Consider the following 19,984-nt stretch of genomic DNA (forward strand, 5'->3'; position numbering starts at 1 on the left):
TGCAGGGTACTTTTAAAATATACAATTAAATAATAAAATTATATTTAACTCAATGCCATTTTATTATCAGTTTATTTCTTTTTATTAACACATATTTATATTAACTCACTAACTTTATATATAATCAACTAGTTTAGTATATTTATTAAATAAGATTAAATAACTTATATAATTATTCCCCATAGTTTACGAGTAAAGTAGTTAAGTTTAGACTTATCTGCCGACCTAAACGAAGAAATACCTTACTGATTAGATATTTTTGTTCCACTTCAGGCAATAGGGGGCTAAATATCGTTTAATTATAAAAATAATTAATATATTTGGTTTATAATTAGCATATTTAAATTATAGTTGAATCGTAAGTATTTGCCAGTGTGGATTGGAAATTCCATAGTGCTTAAGATAAACTTACGAAGTCCTCCATCTAAAAGATATAAAAAAATATAAAAGTGGTTTTAAGAAAGGGGTAATAATAAATGAGTAATGAGCTGCAGATGGGCAACAGTTTGCAGGACGTAACCCAAAACAAAAATCTGCGCGCTAAAGACACGGAACCCCCAAACGTAACCGTGATTCTTCCTGCATACAATGAAGAAATTTCTATAGGAAGCGTTGTCCTACGGACAAAAAAGTATTCTCATAGAGTTATTGTTGTAGACGATGCAAGTTCTGACCACACGGTTGATGTTGCCGAAATGGCAGGGGCACAGGTAATCCGCAACCCCACTGCCAAAAGGAATGAACTTTCCTTGAAGAAAGGAATTGAAGCAGCATCAGACTCTGATATTATAGTAATGATGAACCTTGGAGTTTGTCATGACCCAGGTCTTATACCAAGGATGATTGCCCCTATAAAAGATGGAGATTTTGAGCTCTCAGTAGGAGTTTGTTTTTCCAAACTACAGAGTTCGGAAAATGTACTTAAACTCAATAACAAAAACACAGAATCCAGACCCATTGGTTTTGTTGCTTTTTCAAAAAACTGCCTCTCAAAAATAGACATTTCTCAGATTTCCCTTTTCTCTATGCGTTCTCTCATAAATAGCGCTCAAAGATGCGACGTAAAAGTACTGCATATCGATATTCAGGAAGAACACGAAGCTTCCCTCTTCAGAGCTTATAAAATCGGAGTTGTAGTACCTGCCTATAATGAAGAACGCCTTATCCAGGAAACAATTGACAACATTCCTGCCTACGTGGATAAAATCTACGTCATTAACGACGGAAGCACTGACCGTACAGCCGAGATCATTAATAGCATGACTGACCCTCGCGTAGTCCCAATTCATCACGAAGTAAACAAAGGCGTAGGAGCAGCCATCATAAACGGCTACAAACAAGCCCTTGCCGATGAAATGGACCTGGTCGCAGTCATGGCAGGGGACAACCAGATGGACCCTTACCAGCTCCCCAAACTCATAATGCCCATCATTGAAGGCAAAGCCGACTATGCAAAAGGCAACCGCCTCCTTTCCAGAGAAATGCGACAAGGAATGTCCCCCTGGCGAGCCTTCGGAAACGGAATGCTGTCCATGCTAACCAAGATCGGCAGCGGCTACTGGAACATAGCCGACCCCCAGAACGGATATACCGTAATCTCAAAGTATGCCCTGGAAACCATAGACCTCGATTCAATTTATACCTATTACGGCTACTGCAACGATATACTGCTCAAAATGAACGCCTTTGGCATGAGAGTAGTCGATGTAACAATGCCAGCCCGCTACGGAAGCGAAAAATCAAAAATAAGGTACGGCAAGTACATCCGAAAAGTAGCCCCCATGCTCTTCAAAGGCTTCTTATGGCGCCTGAGGATGAAGTATATGGTACTCGACTTCCATCCTCTCGTGCTCTTTTACTTTGCAAGCATGATACTTGTCCCTCTGGGTTTGATTTTTGGATTATGGATCGTCCTGGAAAAGCTAATTTTCCACGGGCCAGTTTCCCAGAACTATCCCCTGCTATTCGTGTTTACTTTCCTGGTAGGTATGCAGCTTCTATTCTTTGCAATGATCTTTGACATGCAGGCAAATAAGTCAAATTATTCAAAAATGGCATGAAAGTTAATTTTTAGGCGGAGAGCTGTGAGAATTTGTGACGAAAAATAGATGACAGTCAAGTAGATTTTAGAACCTTAAACTCATCAATTACTCTAAATCTCTTCCCCCGGTGATTTACATGTTTAATTTTAAGGAATTAGACTTCACAATTCCCGAATTCTGGGATTTATCCAGTTCGCTGGCAAGGAACTATAAATCAATTACAATGGCAGAATATTTTAGCTCAGAACACCTGCCGAAAAGATTTGCCATAATCCGTCATGATGTGGATAGGATGCCTGGCAACTCCCTTGAAACTGCCAGAATAGAGTCAGAACTCGGAATAAAGGCTACCTATTACTTCCGAGCCACAAAAAAGGTCTTCATCCCCAAAATAATAAAAGAAATTGCAGATTTGGGCCATGAAATCGGCTACCATTACGAAGTCCTTAGCGATACTGGAGGTGATTACTCAAAAGCTATAAAACTCTTTGAACATCACCTCTCAGAATTCCGCAAGATCTGCGACATCAAGACGATTTCCATGCATGGCCGTCCTCTCTCTAAATTTGATAACCGGGACCTCTGGAAAGTCCACGATTTCCGCAAATTTGGCATCCTTGGCGAAGCCTACCTCTCTACAGGTCATGAACTTAACTACCTCTCAGATACAGGCAGGAGCTGGAGCACAAAAAACTGTGTAAGAGACTTCATCCCAGGAAAAACCGAAAATTTCTCGGTTGATACCACTTCCGAACTTATTAATCTGGTTGAGAGCAGAGAGTTAGACAATTTATACCTCCTGAGCCATCCCGAAAGATGGTCAAGTTCAATGATCGACTGGGGACTTTATTTTGGCATGGATTTTGCAGTTAATTTTGTAAAAAAAGGGTTAATGGCGGTCAGGAAATGAAATTAAGTACTCGCGACGAAATAACATGCGTGTCTTCCCCAATTGGACATAATGTTTTTGGCATCATCCAGACTAATCGAAATTTATTATAAATTACAAATTACACAGGTTCGCTGCGAGCCTAAAAAAATCGTATGATCATAATTGAAAGTTAGTAGTACAGTTAGAAATTATTTACAACTAAAACTTCAGTTCAAATGTATTTTTGTAGTATGAAAAAAGTAAAGGACCAACAGTATGAAGATATTGATCAATATCGGGCACCCAGCACACGTTCATTTGTTTAAAAACCTCATATGGAAACTTCAAAATAAAGGTCATATTATAAAAATAGTTGCAAGAAACAAAGAGGTTAGTTGCAAGCTTTTAGATAAATATGGTTTTGAATACGTATTTATAAGTGATGCCCAAAGTGGATTATTTGGTTTATCTATGGAAATGGTTCAAAGAGTGCTAAAATTCTTTCCAATTTTGAAACAATTTGATCCTGATATAGTGCTTTCTTTGATGGACCCTTCCTTAGCAATTACTGCAAAAGTATTGAGGAAAAAATCTATATATTTAGAAGATGCAGAAAACGCAAAAATTACTTCAAAACTAACTTTACCACTTACTGACTATATTCTGACTTCAACCAGTTACAAAAAAGATTATGGGAGTAATCATATAAAGCATATGAGTTATCATCAATTAGCATATCTACATCCCAATTATTTTACCCCGGACCCTCAAATACTAAGAAATATTGGATTAAATGAAAACGAAACTTTTATAGTTTTAAGGTTTGTCTCATGGGGTTCAAATCATGATATCGGACACAAAGGTTTGACTTTGAATGATAAAATAATGATAGTAGAATCTTTCAAAAAATATGGAAAAGTATTTATATCTTCTGAAAATATGCTACCGCTAGAGCTGGAGAGTTATAAAATATCACTTTCTCCTGAGAAAATTCATCACTTGTTGTACTACGCAACTTTACTTTATAGTGAGAGTGGAACGATGGCTTCTGAAGCTGCAGTTCTTGGTACTCATGCAATATTTTGTGATTACGCAGGACGTGGATATACCGACGAACAGGAGGAAAAATATAATCTTGTTTTTAATTTCCATGATGAAAAGACAATGGGTCAGAAATCCTTAGAAAAAGCATTAAAATTACTTGAAAATCAAAATTTAAAGTTAGAAGGTAAGGAAAAAAGGATAAAACTATTAAATGAAAAAATTGATTTAACTCAATTTATGGTTGATTTTATAGAGCAAATAGACAAGCAGCAAATTCGATAATATCACAAATTCATATTTTCAGCTTTGATACAACTAGTAGGATTAATATTGCACAGAGTATACGATTGTTTAAGAGACTATCGCTTCTTTGTGTGCGTTCTCAAAAAGTATGGTTTTAATTGAAACCATCTTCATGTATCATCGGTTAAGTAATATGTTAATGTTAAAATGACTACAATAATGTCTGTACATCTTGACTTACATTTAGAGGTTTACACAAACAGCAACAAAAATAACACATTTCGTATAGACTGCATCTTAAACGAAAACGCTGAAAACATCTTAGAATCTATCCGAAAAAGTCGATAATGGATGCTATAAAAGTTACAGTATAGTAAGAGCAAAGAGGCTAAATAATGAAACAATTAAGTGAGATACAAAGCGGTTTTTCGTGCAGCAGTTATGGACGTGACGATAGGTTACAACACTTTTCGGATAGACTTTTAATGCTATCGTATATCCTAATTATGGCATTCTCAAGAGGCTAAAAATGATTCACAGGAGACAATTAACTAAAATATTCTCTGTTCTAAAGATTTTTTTTGAAAATCGTGACATATTAATTTGTTTCATTTTTCTATTTGGTGGATTTTCTATAATTTATCTTTCCTACTTTTCAGGGATTGGCCAATATGGAATGGGATTTGCGTTTTTTCTTGGTGCTGTTATCTATTTGTGCCTCAAAAAGTTTAAAATAAACTTCATTGAGTTTAAAGAGGGTCTTTATAGTTATAGAAAAAGAAAGCTACTTCTCTTAAACATTTTATTTTTTACCTGTATTTCATTGTCAAATATCATCTTATATAATTCACTTTACTTTAGGCCTGCAGCTTATTTTGTTTTAATAACCATCGGATTCTCTACAATATTTATTGAAATATTTCTTATTAAAGGTAGCTATTTTAATTGGTTAATCATTGGTAAGATTTTATTGCTTTCACTTATGTTTAGAGCTAGCAGATTTTTTACATTTCCCATAATACCGGGGTATGACACACAATTCCATATTAGTGTTGCAAAATATATAATAAATACGGGATATGTTCCTGGATATGATATTGCACTTAAGTACACAAGCACTCCTTTATGGCACATATTCGAAGCGCAAAGTGGCATTATTTTAGCCACTAATTTTCAAACTTTGCTCTTCTACACAGTAGCGGCTCCATTTATCATAATATTAAGTTTATTCTTATTTATTTTGGTAAAGGAAACCTATCATGAAAAAGTAGGACTTATTTCAGTAATATTGTTAAACCTTGCAAACATGATTTTTGTTCGAGGAGTCACAAGTATTTATACATGTTCACTTGTGCATTGTTTTTTCATTATAATGTTATATAGTTTGATCAAAGAAAAAAAAGAGCCTTTTCCATTTATAACCTTAGTTGTAATATATGCTATGATATTGACACATCAATTGACTACTTTCTTTGTTTTTTTGATTTTTATTGGTTTGTTATTGGGCAGATACTTTTTTGCTCTCTATAATGTTAATCCCTTGAAATATTCAACTGTAAAAAGTGGGGCTACAAATATAAGTTTAAATACAATACTCTTATTCTTTGTATCACTTATAACTCAATGGTCATTTACCGGTCTGAGTGGAGACAATCTTAGTTTTTTTGACAAAGTAACTTATCGTCTAGTACATACCTTGACCCGAATGTATATAGAGTATACATCTCAAAGTGATGTATTGGCAACATCATATGGAAACTATTTTTCCCAATATAGTATCTTGTCAAATCTGCTTTATAGTGCTGGTAACTCTATTCTTACGGCTTTTGCGGTCATTGGACTTCTTCTTATTATTTCTAATAAAAATAAGTTTACAGTTTCATTTTCATACATCTGTGCAACAGCAATATTGTTTACATTTATATATATTTTTACTTATTTTGGACTTGATCAAGTTTTCATCCCTCATCGTGTTCTCTCATTTTACGAATTATTTTTAGTAATTTTTGCTTCCTATTCAATATATGTAATATACACGGCCCTAAATAAAGCAAAATGGCAGCAGATTATGTTTATTTTGGTGTTCACATCTTTTATATTCCTAATGCTCACAACTCCTTTCATTAATAGAAATGATCCTTTGTACTGTTCAGACAGAGATTATCGAACAGAACTAACTTTATCAGAGCTATCTGCAATAGGATGGAGTTCAACATTTCAAAATAATGAAGTATTATATGTAGATCCATTAATAAATCGTTTGCAGGTTTCCAACGTAGAAATCTTAAATGTTTCAGATGCTAACCTGCAGAGTTTTCAATATAATCTCAATACAGAAAATCCCAATTCTAATATCTTGGTCAGGAATTATTTCCTTGATAACCAAAACTTTATTTTATGTAGTACGTTTGGTATTTCTGAAGAATATTCCTTTAATAAATACGTTGATTCAGTTATTAATTATGATAATTTAATTTATTCAGTGAACTCTGCAAGAATATACGTAAAGACGTAGTATTCATGTATTTGTTTACTTTATTTGAGGATATCTCTTTTATTATTTAGAGGTTTTTAAAATGTCAAAAGAATCAAAGGCAATTGTAACTGGTGGTGCAGGATTTATCGGATCGCATCTCATAGAAAAGTTGTTGAGTAAAGGGTATGAGGTAATATGTCTTGATAATTTTGATCCGTATTATTCTACGCAAACTAAAAAAAGAAACGTTGAACTTTATTTGAAAAATGACAATTTTACATTAGTGAAAGGTGATATTAGAGACATCGTTTTATTGAAGGATCTTTTTTGTGGAGTTGATTATATTTTTCATCAAGCTGCACAAGCGGGAGTTAGAACTTCCGTGGATAATCCTATGAAACCACATGAAGTTAATGCTACAGGAACTTTAAATTTATTAAAAACTGCACTTGATTTTGATATTAAGAAATTCATATTTGCTTCTTCTTCTTCAGTTTATGGACAAATAAGCTATTTGCCGTTTGATGAACAGCATCCAACTTTTCCAGTATCCCCTTATGGTGTATCTAAACTAATGGCCGAACATTACTGTAGAGTTTTTTCTGAATTATATGGTTTGAAAACTATATCTTTAAGATATTTCACAGTTTATGGGCCAAGGATGAGACCTGATCTTGCTATTAGTATTTTTACGAAGGCTGCTCTGCAAAACAGTTCTATTACAATATTTGGGGATGGAAGTAAAACTAGAGATTTTACATATGTTGATGATATTGTTGACGCAAACATGATTGCTATGCATAAAGGTAAAGGTGAATATAATATCGGAGGAGGACACTCAATTTCCATAATGGATCTTGCTGACACGATAATTTCTGTCACTGGTAGTACTTCAGACATAGTTTTCAAGGAATGTATTAAAGGAGACGCTGAACACACATTGGCTAACAATGAAAAAGCTAAAAGAGAATTAGATTGGAAACCTATGGTAACAATTAATGACGGAATAAGAAAGTATGTCGATTGGATGATCTCACAGAATAAATGATATATCCAACTTTCCGCAGCAAATTTTCGTAAATCAACAATTTTCCCGCTATCGGTTTTCAACTAGACGTGGATTTATTGGACTTTCACGCAGTAGGCAAAAGCACCTAAGTAGTTTATTTAGAGGCTAGAAAATGATATCAATCAATTTTCACAACTTTCTGCAAATAGTTGAAATTAATCAAGTCTGTTGCGAAAACGCTATCAAGAAAAGTATTGATTTTCGAAAAAATACTGCAGAATGTGGGGTATATCAAATATTTTATCTCAATTGTAGAATTAAATATATGTCATGAGGCGAAATAATGCAACTACTCAAACGAGATACAAGATTTGTTGCAACAATTACAGGCATAACTGTTGAAGCTAAATCCACGCGTCTTCGGCTAAGTGAGGGCTCTTAACAAATGCCTCCATTTACACAAAAATCGTTATAAATTTTAATATATTGAAGACTGGAACGAGATATCGATTTCATGTAAAAAGGCCAAAGGTTAAATCAGACTGAAGGTGCAAAATCGATAGTTTACAGCCAAGAAAACTCCTAAACCAATGACTAATGAAGCTAAATCTTGGAAATCAATTTATAAAAGTGTATGAAAATTCATAAGTAGTGAGTTAAAGAGAAGTGCTTATAGGCGATTGTATTATACTTATCTAAGGAGCTGGTGTGTTGACTGCGGAAAAATTACTTGTTTTTGTAGAATATACTTATTATAACGGACGCGGTAACTGGGATAGGGAGTTGATGAAGAGACTTGCAGAAAAAGGTTGGAAAATTGAAGCAATTTGTTGTCCTTTTTCAGAACAATATAAGAATGAAGAAAAAGCGCTGAGAAGTTTAGGTGTTAATTTTAATTATGTTCCTTTCAACAAAATAGGTTTTGTGACATATAGTGTAATTAAGCTTTTTAACATATTGAATAAAAATAATGCGATATTATATACTCCTTCAAGAAGGTTAATTCCATTTTATTATCCAGTAACTAAAATTTATGGTGCGCCAATAGTTTTTTCTGTGCAAGGAGGCGCTCTCAAAGAATTGGACATAATGCCTGAATTCAAAAGTGTGAGGGATAATAAAATCCATTACCATATGAAAAAAAATATTATAAAGATTCAATCAAAGATTTGCTCTAAAATATCTGATAGAATTATTGTGATTTCAAAAACTATTGAAAATGAACTTTTAGATTTAAATGTCTCAAATGATAAAATAGAGTTAATCTACTATTCAGTAGATGTAAATTCATTTAGTAATGATTCTGCTTGCCGTAGAACTATTCGCTCAAAATATGGCATTTCTGATAATGATGTACTCATTTGTTTCGTTGGGAGGTTATCTAAAAAAGTTCCAACAAGATTATGGTCAGTTGAAAAACTCCTTGAAGTGGTATCCAAAATTAACAATAATAACGTAAAAGTAATGATTGTAGGTGATGGAGATTATATATATAATATGGAAAGTAAATGTAAAAAACTTGGGTTAAGTAACAAAACTGTTTTTACAGGATTTATTTCTCATGATCAGATTCCATTTTTCCTTTCAGCAGCTGATTTTTTTTGGTTTGTAATGAAAGATCCACTTCCAACTTATGGAATGGCACTACAAGAAGCTATGAGTTGTGAAAATATAGTAATAACGAACAACTCCGGTTCAATGAAAGAAATTGTTTCCAATGGTGTAAATGGTTTTCTCTTGGATCCTGAGTCTGAAAATTTGGATGAACAATTGATTGAAATATTCAATACTGATGTGAAAAAACTTAATATGATTAAAAAACATGCAAGAAAAGATATGGTTGATAAGTGCAGTTGGGATACCATTATTCATGAAATTGAATCTGTATTGCGCAGTTTATAATGTATGCTTATTTCCATGTATTTCAGAGAGCTTATATCAGTTTTCAAATTGGACCTGATTCTTTAGATATCAATTGATAAATCGAAAATCGCTATGAATTACAAATTACACAGGTTGTCTCGCTACGGGCCCTTATTGATCGACGCGACACTAGTTGATTTTTGAAAGTGAAGTGGTTCGTGCATTCTTTGCGTCTATAGTTAAATTATGATACTCTATAACGCAAATGAAGTCATCTATAACAGAAGTCTCGATTAGGGTGATTGTATGAAAAAAGCTTTGATAGTTGCTTGCTACTTCCCTCCTGAAGGTGGGCCAGGAGTTCAAAGGACTGCAAAATTTGTGAAATATTTGGATCATTTTGGTTGGGATCCTATAGTGCTTACTTCAAAGAAAAAACTACTTCCTACACACGATCCTTCACTTTTAGAAGATCTCCCTTCTAGTATAAAGATAACTCGAACATTCACTTTGCAACCTAGAATGAAATCAAAAAAAAGCATTATTAGATATCTAATATTTGTATTAGTATATTCTATTTCGATACCTGATTTAAGCGTTTGGTGGATTCCTTTTGCCTTATATGAGGGTTTTCTTTTGATTAAAAAAGAGAAAATTGATATTATTTATGTGACTGGAGACCCTTTCTCAAGTTACATTATTGGAATATTTTTAAAACTATTAACAGGAAAACCGTTAATTCTTGATTTTAGAGATGCATGGATATTGGATCCACGGAGACCAATTAAAAAGGTATTAAAATGGAAGCTCCCTATTGAGAATTTCATGTTCAATATTTGCGTGAAGTATGCAGATAAAGTTGTACTCGCTACAAACTCCATGAAAAGTGATTTTATTACACAATTCCACAAATACAAATCTCCCGATGATTTTATAGCTATTACCAATGGTTTTGATGTTCAAGATCTAAAGAATATATCTCTTGTGGAAAAAGATTCAAAAACATTTAATTTAGTATATTGTGGCTCGTTAAATGATATTTCTAGAGATCCTATTTACTTATTTAAAGCATTAAGTATAATGAAACGTGAGCAGCCAGATATATATTACCAAATAAAACTATATTTAGTTGGAAATATACATAATAATTATGTGGAAAATATATATAAATATTGCATCAATGATTGTGTCATTTTAAAAGGGTATCAGCCTCACAGTAAAAGTCTTGGATATCTTGAAATGGCGGATGTTCTTGTATTTATTATGGAGACAGGAAAAAATGTCCGCCAAATTACAAGTGGAAAAGTGTTTGAATACATTGCTTTTGGAAAACCAATACTTGCTTTGGCACCAAAAGACTCAGATGCTGCAGACATAATTAAAGAATCAAAATTAGGTATATTTGCAAACCCAACAGATGAGTATAGTATTTATAACACTCTATTATATTTATTTGATTCATGGAAAAACAATAAGGAAATAATTGATTGTTCATCTAGTCTTATATCTAAATACAGTAGAGAAAATTTAACTAAAGAACTAGCATTTGTATTTAATGTATGTAGTTGATCAATATGAAGATTCTATCAATTGTAGGCGCTCGTCCCCAATTTATTAAATGCGCCCCTCTCTCCCGCGCAATCCGTAAAGAGCATACAGAAATCCTTGTGCACACTGGCCAGCACTATGACCCCGAAATGTCCGACATATTCTTCAAAGAATTACAGATCCCTGAACCTGACTACAATCTTGGTGTAGGCTCAACTAGCCACGGTGAACAAACAGGAAAAATGCTTATTGAAATCGAAAAGATTCTTCTCAAAGAGAAACCGGATCTTGTCATAGTATATGGAGACACCAACTCCACAGTTGCGGGGGCTCTGGCCGCCTCCAAACTTTACATCAAAGTTGCCCATGTAGAAGCCGGCCTTCGTTCTTTTGACAGAAGTATGCCAGAAGAGATCAATAGAATACTCACAGATCATATCTCTGATTTACTCTTCTGCCCCACTGAGACAGCCGTTTTAAACCTCAAAAATGAGGGAATCACAACTGGAGTGTACAATGTAGGAGATGTGATGCTTGATGCTCTTGAACACAATATTAAAATCGCAGAAGGAAAATCCACGGTTTTGGAAAATATGGGACTCAGTTCAAAAGAATATCTGATTGCAACTGTGCACAGGGCTTCTAATACCGACAGCTTTAGCAACCTTTCATCTATAGTTAATGCATTCTGTGACGTTGATATTCCTATTGTGTTTCCGGTACACCCAAGAACTGAGAAATACCTGAAGCATTATGGATTATGGGACAAATTATGTGAAAAAGTAAGGGTCATTCCTCCTCTTGGATATCTAGAGATGTTAAAACTCATGGCTCATTCAAGAAAGATCCTTACAGACTCTGGAGGGGTTCAGAAGGAAGCATACATGCTTGGGGTGCCCTGCATAACTATGAGGGAGAACACTGAGTGGATTGAAACTGTAGAAGATGGAGGAAATGTACTTGTAGGGACGGATTATAAAAACATTGTAGATGCAATCAAATGTTCCAAAGGGTCTACAAGCAAAAAGGATGTTTTTGGAATAGGAAATTCAAGTGAAAAGATTTGTAAAATATTAAATAATGGAAATATTTCATAAATTTTCCATTAACAACGAGCCTACCCCAAAAGCCATTTAGTTCTTAATCATCAAAAATTTTCAAGATTGTTTTCATGATCAGAAACTTGATTGATTATTCAGAATACAGAATTCAGAGAAGCAATTTTGGGTTTTGGGATCAGCTCAATTATAATATGAGCTTATCCCAAAACATTATCTAATCTACTATTACCGCCAATATTATAACTCCTATTCTGGCATTATATTGGTTTTGAGATAGGCTCAACATGTAGAATTTCTCCTCCGAGTATCAATTTTACCTATTTTTGACCCACTTATTAATTCCAAACGAAGTCATAATCTTATTTGCTTGTACATCTGTTTTCAAAATATATATATAATAAATACAAATAGCCATGAAGGAACAGAAGACAAATAGACTCTGATTTATTCCAGTCACTTTAAAAACGATAAGAACAATTCCTGCAGGAATAAAAAGAAGAGCGTTAGTAAATACTATTTCTAGTGTTCTAGAAATAGCTATCCCTGAGTAGTACATCATCTTCAAGCATAAATAGCCGTATACTATAATCCCTGATATTGAAAAGAGAACCAGTGCAATTCGAGCGCTTCCAAGCAGGCCACCGATAGTAAGAGATAGAAGACGGGTGGCTAAATTAAGAAAATTGTAGAGGAAACCAAATTGTTGCTTTTCCATTACTACATATATAGTGCTTAAAGGAGATGAAATGAACCAAATAAATGCCCAGAGACTCAATATCTGAGCATAGACACCTGCCTCTGCCCATGCTTTCCCAAAAATTACAATAAAAACATCACTACCTACAATTGTTAGAGTCAGCATAGGAAACATCCCTATGATCACAAGCATTCTGAACGTGCTTTCAACAAGGGAATCAAGATTACCCTCAAGTCTGGCTTTTGCTGCCCTCTGGAAAAATACCTGCGAAATTGAACTACCAATGAAGCTCATAGGCAATTGTAGAAGGCGAAATCCAAGAGAATAAAAGCCTACTACTGTAGGTGCAAAGAAAGCTGCAAGAAGAAAAGTCGGAAGCTGCCACGAGATTGTGTTCATGAGGGCAGACCAACTATCTATAAGTGGAAACTTGCGATATCGTCCAAGAACTTCATAGATCTTTTTCCAGCTCAAATTTTTTCTAATTAGAATTTTGTCATCTCTCCATATCTGCCCTCCAAGTACAAGTGTAGCTATAAACAATCCAACAATACTGCCTATTATTTGGCCACTTTTGCTGTAGTTTCTTTCAAGCCCCAAACCTATCTGCGTTGCTATAGTCGAAATTGAACTGGAAATTCTAGAGAAAGACAACCTCTTAAATTTTTTTGTCCGTGAGTTCCATTGATTCAGTGCAAGAAACATGCCATTTATAAACACAAAAGGAGATGTAAGCCAGAGATAATTCCCTATCTGCGGAGAATTCAAAATGCTAACTATCGGTTGTTTGAAACACCATATGATCGGTAATGTTAAACTGCTTATAATCAGCACTGCTAGAAAACTCAATCCTAACAGGTTCACAGCATCTTCGTCCGATTCAGGCAATACTATACAATAATCATATCTCATGCATGCGATGACACTGATAATGCTCGTTATAGAAATAAAAAGAGACCATACCCCGAAATCTTCGGGTCCGTAAAGACGAGTTAAAATAGGAGCTGATAGAATCGTAAGGATTTGGGCAAAAGTGGTTCCACCTACTAATGTTAACACATCGGATAAAAAACTCGTACTTTTTCTTTTTTGGTGCGATCTCTTGTCTATATTTTTTTCAATTTCATTCATATTAAGTACCAAACATTATTTACTTTTTAGAACGTGGAATATTATACTTTTCAAAATTTACGCTTTTGAGGGAGAAGAGCAATAAAATGAGAATTTATGAGATATAAAATATTTAATATATTCCTAGCTTCATTAATAAAATAAAACAGCACCATTTTTTCACCCTCAAAATAACTTCATTGGTCATCGGTTGAGGAAAAATCGTTATCAATTGCATTGATTTTCATAAAATTTGTTAAATTATTCATCAAATGCAAAACTGGAATCTGATATCGATTTCAATTTAAACACTAAACATTTGGGTTTGAGTTTTTCCGTCGAAATCGAGATCAGCAGCTCAAAATCCTTAACCGAATACAAATGAAAATAACTTAAATGTTATTGTTTCTCTGACTTTGAGAAACTATCAGAAGCTCTAAACCTGACACAAATTCTCCCATTAGGTTTCTGATCTATATCCAGATTAAGAAGATAAGCAATTATTACACCAGCCATCATAGCAAATGCAATAGAATAATAGTAAATATCACGCAGACCCATTTTTGCTTAACTCCTTACAAAGACCCTGATCAGTTTTTTCCATTTATATCATAATTTTTGCTACTTTGATGATATATCTTAAATTTTTTACTTAGTTATTTAACTCAATTTATTAAATTATAACGGGCACAGTTGGTAATCTTTTTTACAGATCTTTGTAGCAAATTTAAAGATCCCAGTAGCAAACTTAATTATTTTTTTACTTTATATATATGTCGATCCAGTTTAAATTTTCGATTTAAAAAGACAAATGCGTTGAAAGATTTCTCAGTAAAAGTGGTTAAAACCGTTAGAAAATAGCAGAGTAAAATCAAAAGAGAATTAAGAGATAAACAAGTCAATCATCGCTCTTCCAGAATTTTAGTACATTTGATACTACACCTGACTAAACATACCATAAAGAGATTGGAATTTGGAAAAAATTGCCTCACCAACCCTCTTGTTTTCCACCAACTTTTCTTCCTATATTCATAAATTGCCTCAAGTTGCATCAAATCTTGTATATTTTAATAACAATCTTCCAAATATGAATTTCATCTACAAATTATAATAAAAGATGCCCTGAGGTTCAAAGAATAGCTTTTTTGAAGTCTTAATTTATATTTCGCGAGATGCCGTTCGTGGGAATTATATTTACAGAGCTATATTTCCAGGCCTTTAGCTAAATCACTCAACTATATTTTTATTTTTTACCAATACGTTGAACAATAACATTACTCCCCAATTATTTGTATCCCCTAGAATAATTACAGTAAATTTATATGATAGTCATTCATATTAGTCTCCAAAAAGTTAATATTGCAGTATATATTACACACTTATAATATTATAAGAATTAAATGGACTTTCAGGCTAGTACGCAAATTCACTTTCGTTTGCTAATATCAGGGGTTATCCAAATTGAGCGAAGAAAAAATAGTGGATAAGAGTGCCCAGTGCACAGTTCAAAAACAAAGTGAGTGTGTAAAGAGTACAACCCCGCAGAATGTTACGGTGATTCTTCCTGCATATAATGAAGAAGTTTACATCGGAAGTATAGTCCTGCTTACAAAATACTATGCCGACAGCGTAATCGTGGTCGATGACGGCAGCTCGGACAGGACAGCCGAGATTGCCAGGAAAGCAGGAGCTGAGGTAATTGTTCATGAGGTAAACAAAGGGAAAGGCGCAGCTCTCAAGACCGGCTTTGCAGCCGCAGCCAACTTTGGCGCAGATATAATAGTTACCATGGATTCCGATGGCCAGCACAATCCTGCCGAGATCCAGAAAATTGTTGACCCTATTATCAGAGGTAAAGCCGATATGGTTAACGGCAGCCGATACTTAAACGGCCTGGGAAAGAATACTCCTTCCTACCGCCGCGTCGGCCAGACTATTCTTGATGGAGCTACCAAGCTAAGTTCAGGGCTTCAGATCACCGATTCCCAGAGCGGCTTTCGAGCCTTCTCAGCCTCAACAAAAGACATTTTTCGTTTTAAAGCTAATGGCATGGCTATAGAAAGCGAAATGCTTGCAGATGCAGGCAAATTCGGCCTTCATAACATGAAATTTGTTTTTACCCATACAATTTGAAGAGGATACAATTTTTCTTTTTTGTGGATTTTATTCTGTTAGATTCCTCATTTATATGCAATCAAAACCTTTCACTTGATTTGATTTTGATACAACTCATGAGTTTCTTTAATTCCATCTTCAAGTGAAATTTTGACTTTCTATCCCAATCCATCAACCTCGAAACATCCATCAACTTTCTTGGAATTCCATCAGGCTTTAAAGTATCATAATTAGTCTTCCCTTCAAACCCTACAACCTTCTTCATTAATTCCACAAGTTCACTGATTGTAACATTCTCTCCAATCCCTATATTTACAAACTCTCCTATCTTAGAAAAAGTATAATAATTTTCCATCAAAAAACACATGCTTCAGTCATATTATCCACATTCATGAACTCCCTGAGAGGCTTGCCTGTGACCCAAACAACAACTTCAGGTTTGTTATTCACCTTCGCTTCATGGAACTTCCTTACCAATGCAGGCATCACATGGAAGGTTTCAAGATAAAAACTATCATTAGGTCCGTATAGGTTGGTAGGCATCACGGAAATGAAATTAGTTTCATACTGCTGGTTGTAATGTTTACAGAGTCTAATGCCTGCAATCTTAGCTATTGCATAGGCTTCATTTGTCTCTTCAAGAAAGCCGGTCAATAGATATTCTTCTTTAAGAGGCTGAGGAGCGAGTTTTGGGTAAATACAGGAAGAGCCAAGGAAAAGCAGCTTTTTTACTTCATATTTGTAATCGCAATGAGTAGGAGATATTATAGAAAATAGAAAATGAAAGCGATTTTCAACCAATAATTTCGGTAAAGGAATTAATATGTTGCCTTCAAATACCGTTTTTACCATTAACTTATTGATTGATTTGTTTCCTCTTATCACAACAAAGAGTTTATTTCAATATAATTAAAATTTTATTGTTTTGCACGATTCAAAGTGGAAATTGAAAGAGACCAGAAAATAATAAAAAGTCTCGAAAATTTTTACCGATATTTCAAAAATCTGGCTGGCACGCCAGCTGCTATTGTATACGGTTCTACGTCTTTAGTTACAACACTTCCTGCTCCAACAATAGCTCCTTCTCCTACAGTGACCCCAGGAAGAATTATAGAACCAATGCCAATATCACAACCATCTTCTAATACAACTTCTTTTGTACTTAGTTCGGTAAATAATACAGGTATTTTTATGTTATCACCTTTATGTTGAGAAGTCAATATTTTTACCATTGGGCCTATACCTACACATTTCCCAATTGTGATCCTCCCAGCAGAATGGATAAAACAATTTTGTCCAATCCAGGTATGGTCACCAATGGACATATTATTATTATAATAGCCTTTAAGGATCGTATTGTGCCCAATATATACATTGTTTCCGATCTCTATGTTTTCAGGGTGAAAAACAAGCACATTATCTTCAAAGATTACATTTTCACCTAATTTTTTGAAATCTTCTTCTTTGAACAAACCATTTCCATGGCTTTTATATGGTCTCTCATTCTCAAAAATCATATAACTCCTGCTTAACTTTATTATTCGTTTTTTGGTTCTCCTCTGGTGAAGCTACTTTTATACCAGTCAATCGTCTTTTTGAGCCCTTCTTCAAAAGTAACTTCAGGTTTAAACTGAATCAAATCTTCTGCAAGATAAACATTTGCTATGTGCCTTTTTACATCTCCAATTCTTGGAGGTTCATAAATAATTTTATTTTCGCAGTCTAAATACTCGGCAATAAGAGTAACTAAATACTTTATGGATACTTCTTTTCCGCTTGCAATGTTCAATACTCTATTTCTTGTTTTGTTATTTTTGTATACATTTATTGCTGCATTTACTGTATCAGTTACATACAAGTAATCTCTTGTTTGCTCTCCATTTCCAAATATTACAGGAACGCCGCCCTGCAAAATCCGCTCTATTGTTATTGGGATCACTCCGGCATAACTCTGATCATTTTGTCTGGGTCCATAGTTATTAAAGGGTCTGATTATTGAGGTATCTATACCAAATGTTTCACAGTATGAGGATACTAGAAGATCAGATGATGCTTTGCTGGCTGCATAAGGTGTAGTTCCATTCAAAGGATGATTTTCGTCCATAGGAGCGTATACAGAAGTCCCGTAAGCTTCAGACGAAGAAAAATGGATTAAGGTATCAAAAAGATCATTTCGAGCCAATTCGCATAATGAAGCAGCAATATCTACATTATGCTTGAACGTCCATGCCGGTTTTTCAAGGCTTGCTGGTAAGGGAATCACTGCAAGATTGAAAACGACGTCAATTCCTTCGTTTTCCATAATGACTTTCATTTGTTCATACTCTGTACAGTCCTGGTTTAATATTTTTAAATCTGGATAATTTTCCATTGCATCATTCAAATTTTCTTTTTTGCCTAAGAAAAAAGAATCCGCAACAACAAGATTGTCTGGATTTTCAAGGATCAATTTATCAACAAGATGACTTCCGATAAATCCAGCACCTCCAGTAACAAGTACAGACTTATTATTCAATCTCATTTCAGCTCACTCACCGATATTTTAATACTTTTTGTTACAAAATCGATATCTTCTTCTTTTAACTCATAATATAGAGGCAATGCTATTGATCTATTAAATATGTCCAATGAGTTTGGACATTTATCTTGAGAAGCATAAACAGGTTGAATATGAGATGCATATGTTCCAATTTGAGTTTGAATTCCATGTTTCATCAGTTTTGAAATTAGTTTGTTCCTGTTTATATTTTTGTCAATGAGAGCTACATAGCTTTGATAGATATGTCTCACATCCTTTTGAACATAAGGCTTACTAATGAAATCGATGTCTTCTAACCTTTCGTCCCAATATTTTGCTAACTTCTTTTTTCTTTCAATAATCATGTCTATTTTTTTTAGCTGGGCGACTCCTATAGCAGCCGTTATATCACTCATTTTGTAATTATAACCTATATCCGAAAATTCTGGAATACTGAGAATCTGATCTTTTTCTCTATCCCAAGCAGACTTCATCCCAAAAACGGACAAATATCTAATTTTCTCAGCAAGAGTTTTATCACTGGTAACTACCATACCTCCTTCCCCTGTGGTAATCCCTTTTCTTGCATGAAACGAATAACACCCTATATTTCCAATGGTTCCAGCATACTCTGTTTTGTATTTTGCACCTAAGGCACAGGCTGCATCCTCAACAATTTTTAGATTATAATCATGAGCGATTTTCATAATTTTATCCATTTCTGCAGGTTGGCCAAATGTATGAACAGGGATAATCGCCTTTGTTCTTTCTGTTATTTTTTCCTCAATTTTGTCAGAATCTATATTGTAGGTATCTAAATTTACATCTACGAAGATCGGCTTTGCTCCACAATATAACACTGAATGACCTGTAGCTGGAAAAGTATAATCGGCTACTAAAACCTCATCTCCCATACTAATACCAAGGCTCAAAAGTGCCAAATGGAGTGATGCTGTGCAGTTTGTGACAGCAATGGCATACTTAGCACCAACATAATCTGCAACCTTATTTTCGAATTCTCTTACTTTAGGTCCTTGAGATACCCATCCAGAATCCAATACTTCTTTTATCTCATACAATTCTTCGGAATCAAAATATGGTCTACACAACGGAATCATTAAACCATACCTCTTTCTCTAGTACATTTTACTACATTTTTCCTAATTGCGTTTTTTGTTCTCAACTTAAAAACTCATGCAATTTTCGAACATTATTTGTGAAAAATACATATCATAATTCATAAAGGTTGTATAAAAATAACAATTTTCATTATTTTAGACCTTAATTAAATCTAAACAATATTTAGTTACTTTCTTATACAAATAGCTGGAATTTTGAAGAAAATTCAAAATTAAAGGAGGCAGAGTTAATTCTATTCTAATTGGTT

15 protein-coding genes are annotated in these 19,984 nt (G+C 34.2%); 9 read left to right on the plus strand and 6 right to left on the minus strand.

The window, feature by feature from the left end; genetic code table 11:
* The first annotated feature begins 476 nt into the window (after positions 1–476).
* The 8 genes from MSBR3_RS08645 (at position 477) to wecB (ending at position 12,193) form a co-directional block, all read left to right on the plus strand.
* Positions 477–2,060: a glycosyltransferase family 2 protein gene (locus tag MSBR3_RS08645; protein WP_048107555.1), complete on the plus strand. Its 1,584-nt coding sequence runs from the start codon at positions 477–479 to the stop codon at positions 2,058–2,060.
* Positions 2,061–2,178: 118 nt separating this feature from the next.
* Positions 2,179–2,952, plus strand: a complete 774-nt coding sequence (locus MSBR3_RS08650; protein WP_048107556.1) for a polysaccharide deacetylase family protein — start codon at positions 2,179–2,181, stop codon at positions 2,950–2,952.
* A gap of 237 nt (positions 2,953–3,189) precedes the next feature.
* A complete protein-coding gene (locus MSBR3_RS08655) occupies positions 3,190–4,239 on the plus strand; it encodes a DUF354 domain-containing protein (protein WP_048107557.1) in 1,050 nt (349 codons plus the stop codon).
* Positions 4,240–4,729: 490 nt separating this feature from the next.
* Complete coding sequence (locus MSBR3_RS08660; RefSeq protein ID WP_048107558.1) at positions 4,730–6,715, plus strand: hypothetical protein; 1,986 nt, start codon at positions 4,730–4,732, stop codon at positions 6,713–6,715.
* A 61-nt stretch (positions 6,716–6,776) separates the two neighbouring features.
* Entirely contained in the window at positions 6,777–7,724 is a 948-nt protein-coding gene (locus MSBR3_RS08665) for an SDR family oxidoreductase (protein WP_048107559.1), read from the plus strand.
* Between the two features lie 672 nt (positions 7,725–8,396).
* Positions 8,397–9,587 carry a glycosyltransferase family 4 protein gene (locus MSBR3_RS08670; RefSeq protein ID WP_155396770.1) on the plus strand — a complete coding sequence of 397 codons (1,191 nt, stop codon included), beginning with the start codon at positions 8,397–8,399 and terminating at the stop codon, positions 9,585–9,587.
* A 267-nt stretch (positions 9,588–9,854) separates the two neighbouring features.
* Positions 9,855–11,117, plus strand: a complete 1,263-nt coding sequence (locus MSBR3_RS08675) for a glycosyltransferase family 4 protein (RefSeq protein WP_048107561.1) — start codon at positions 9,855–9,857, stop codon at positions 11,115–11,117.
* Positions 11,118–11,122: 5 nt separating this feature from the next.
* Entirely contained in the window at positions 11,123–12,193 is a 1,071-nt protein-coding gene (wecB, locus tag MSBR3_RS08680) for a non-hydrolyzing UDP-N-acetylglucosamine 2-epimerase (protein ID WP_048107562.1), read from the plus strand.
* 277 nt (positions 12,194–12,470) lie between these two features.
* On the opposite strand, the gene MSBR3_RS08685 is transcribed toward wecB, so the two are convergent.
* Complete coding sequence (locus tag MSBR3_RS08685; RefSeq protein ID WP_048110241.1) at positions 12,471–13,985, minus strand: lipopolysaccharide biosynthesis protein; 1,515 nt, start codon at positions 13,983–13,985, stop codon at positions 12,471–12,473.
* Positions 13,986–15,425: 1,440 nt separating this feature from the next.
* Here MSBR3_RS08685 and MSBR3_RS08690 point away from each other — a divergent pair.
* Positions 15,426–16,097 (plus strand): glycosyltransferase family 2 protein, encoded by a 672-nt coding sequence (locus MSBR3_RS08690; protein ID WP_080942255.1) that lies wholly within the window; start codon positions 15,426–15,428, stop codon positions 16,095–16,097.
* 61 nt (positions 16,098–16,158) lie between these two features.
* Here the strand turns inward: MSBR3_RS08690 and MSBR3_RS21000 are convergent, their stop codons facing one another.
* From MSBR3_RS21000 to MSBR3_RS08710, 5 genes are all read right to left on the minus strand, one after another.
* Complete coding sequence (locus MSBR3_RS21000; protein ID WP_230627988.1) at positions 16,159–16,434, minus strand: Rossmann-fold NAD(P)-binding domain-containing protein; 276 nt, start codon at positions 16,432–16,434, stop codon at positions 16,159–16,161.
* Positions 16,434–16,931: an NAD-dependent epimerase/dehydratase family protein gene (locus tag MSBR3_RS19410; protein ID WP_052723341.1), complete on the minus strand. Its 498-nt coding sequence runs from the start codon at positions 16,929–16,931 to the stop codon at positions 16,434–16,436. The genes MSBR3_RS21000 and MSBR3_RS19410 overlap by 1 nt, the downstream gene beginning before the upstream one ends.
* Positions 16,932–17,065: 134 nt before the next feature.
* Positions 17,066–17,596: an acyltransferase gene (locus MSBR3_RS08700; protein WP_080942256.1), complete on the minus strand. Its 531-nt coding sequence runs from the start codon at positions 17,594–17,596 to the stop codon at positions 17,066–17,068.
* Between the two features lie 20 nt (positions 17,597–17,616).
* On the minus strand, positions 17,617–18,600 hold the full coding sequence (locus MSBR3_RS08705) for a GDP-mannose 4,6-dehydratase (protein ID WP_048107563.1): 984 nt from the start codon (positions 18,598–18,600) through the stop codon (positions 17,617–17,619).
* The gene (locus tag MSBR3_RS08710; RefSeq protein ID WP_048107564.1) at positions 18,597–19,715 is read right to left on the minus strand and encodes a DegT/DnrJ/EryC1/StrS family aminotransferase; all 1,119 of its coding nucleotides are present in this window, start codon (positions 19,713–19,715) and stop codon (positions 18,597–18,599) included. Before MSBR3_RS08710 ends, MSBR3_RS08705 begins: the two co-directional genes overlap by 4 nt.
* Positions 19,716–19,984: the final 269 nt, after the last annotated feature.

It is taken from the genome of Methanosarcina barkeri 3 (genome assembly GCF_000970305.1).
Taxonomy (GTDB): domain Archaea; phylum Halobacteriota; class Methanosarcinia; order Methanosarcinales; family Methanosarcinaceae; genus Methanosarcina; species Methanosarcina barkeri_A.

Excerpts from the sequence above, each read along its gene's own strand:
- MSBR3_RS08645 (WP_048107555.1), top strand. The coding sequence starts at position 477 with ATGAGTAATGAGCTGCAGATGGGCAACAGTTTGCAGGACGTAACCCAA.
- MSBR3_RS08650 (WP_048107556.1), top strand. The coding sequence starts at position 2,179 with ATGTTTAATTTTAAGGAATTAGACTTCACAATTCCCGAATTCTGGGAT.
- MSBR3_RS08655 (WP_048107557.1), top strand. The coding sequence starts at position 3,190 with ATGAAGATATTGATCAATATCGGGCACCCAGCACACGTTCATTTGTTT.
- MSBR3_RS08660 (WP_048107558.1), top strand. The coding sequence starts at position 4,730 with ATGATTCACAGGAGACAATTAACTAAAATATTCTCTGTTCTAAAGATT.
- MSBR3_RS08665 (WP_048107559.1), top strand. The coding sequence starts at position 6,777 with ATGTCAAAAGAATCAAAGGCAATTGTAACTGGTGGTGCAGGATTTATC.
- MSBR3_RS08675 (WP_048107561.1), top strand. The coding sequence starts at position 9,855 with ATGAAAAAAGCTTTGATAGTTGCTTGCTACTTCCCTCCTGAAGGTGGG.
- wecB (WP_048107562.1), top strand. The coding sequence starts at position 11,123 with ATGAAGATTCTATCAATTGTAGGCGCTCGTCCCCAATTTATTAAATGC.
- MSBR3_RS08685 (WP_048110241.1), bottom strand. The coding sequence starts at position 13,985 with ATGAATGAAATTGAAAAAAATATAGACAAGAGATCGCACCAAAAAAGA.
- MSBR3_RS21000 (WP_230627988.1), bottom strand. The coding sequence starts at position 16,434 with ATGGAAAATTATTATACTTTTTCTAAGATAGGAGAGTTTGTAAATATA.
- MSBR3_RS19410 (WP_052723341.1), bottom strand. The coding sequence starts at position 16,931 with ATGGTAAAAACGGTATTTGAAGGCAACATATTAATTCCTTTACCGAAA.
- MSBR3_RS08700 (WP_080942256.1), bottom strand. The coding sequence starts at position 17,596 with ATGATTTTTGAGAATGAGAGACCATATAAAAGCCATGGAAATGGTTTG.
- MSBR3_RS08705 (WP_048107563.1), bottom strand. The coding sequence starts at position 18,600 with ATGAGATTGAATAATAAGTCTGTACTTGTTACTGGAGGTGCTGGATTT.
- MSBR3_RS08710 (WP_048107564.1), bottom strand. The coding sequence starts at position 19,715 with ATGATTCCGTTGTGTAGACCATATTTTGATTCCGAAGAATTGTATGAG.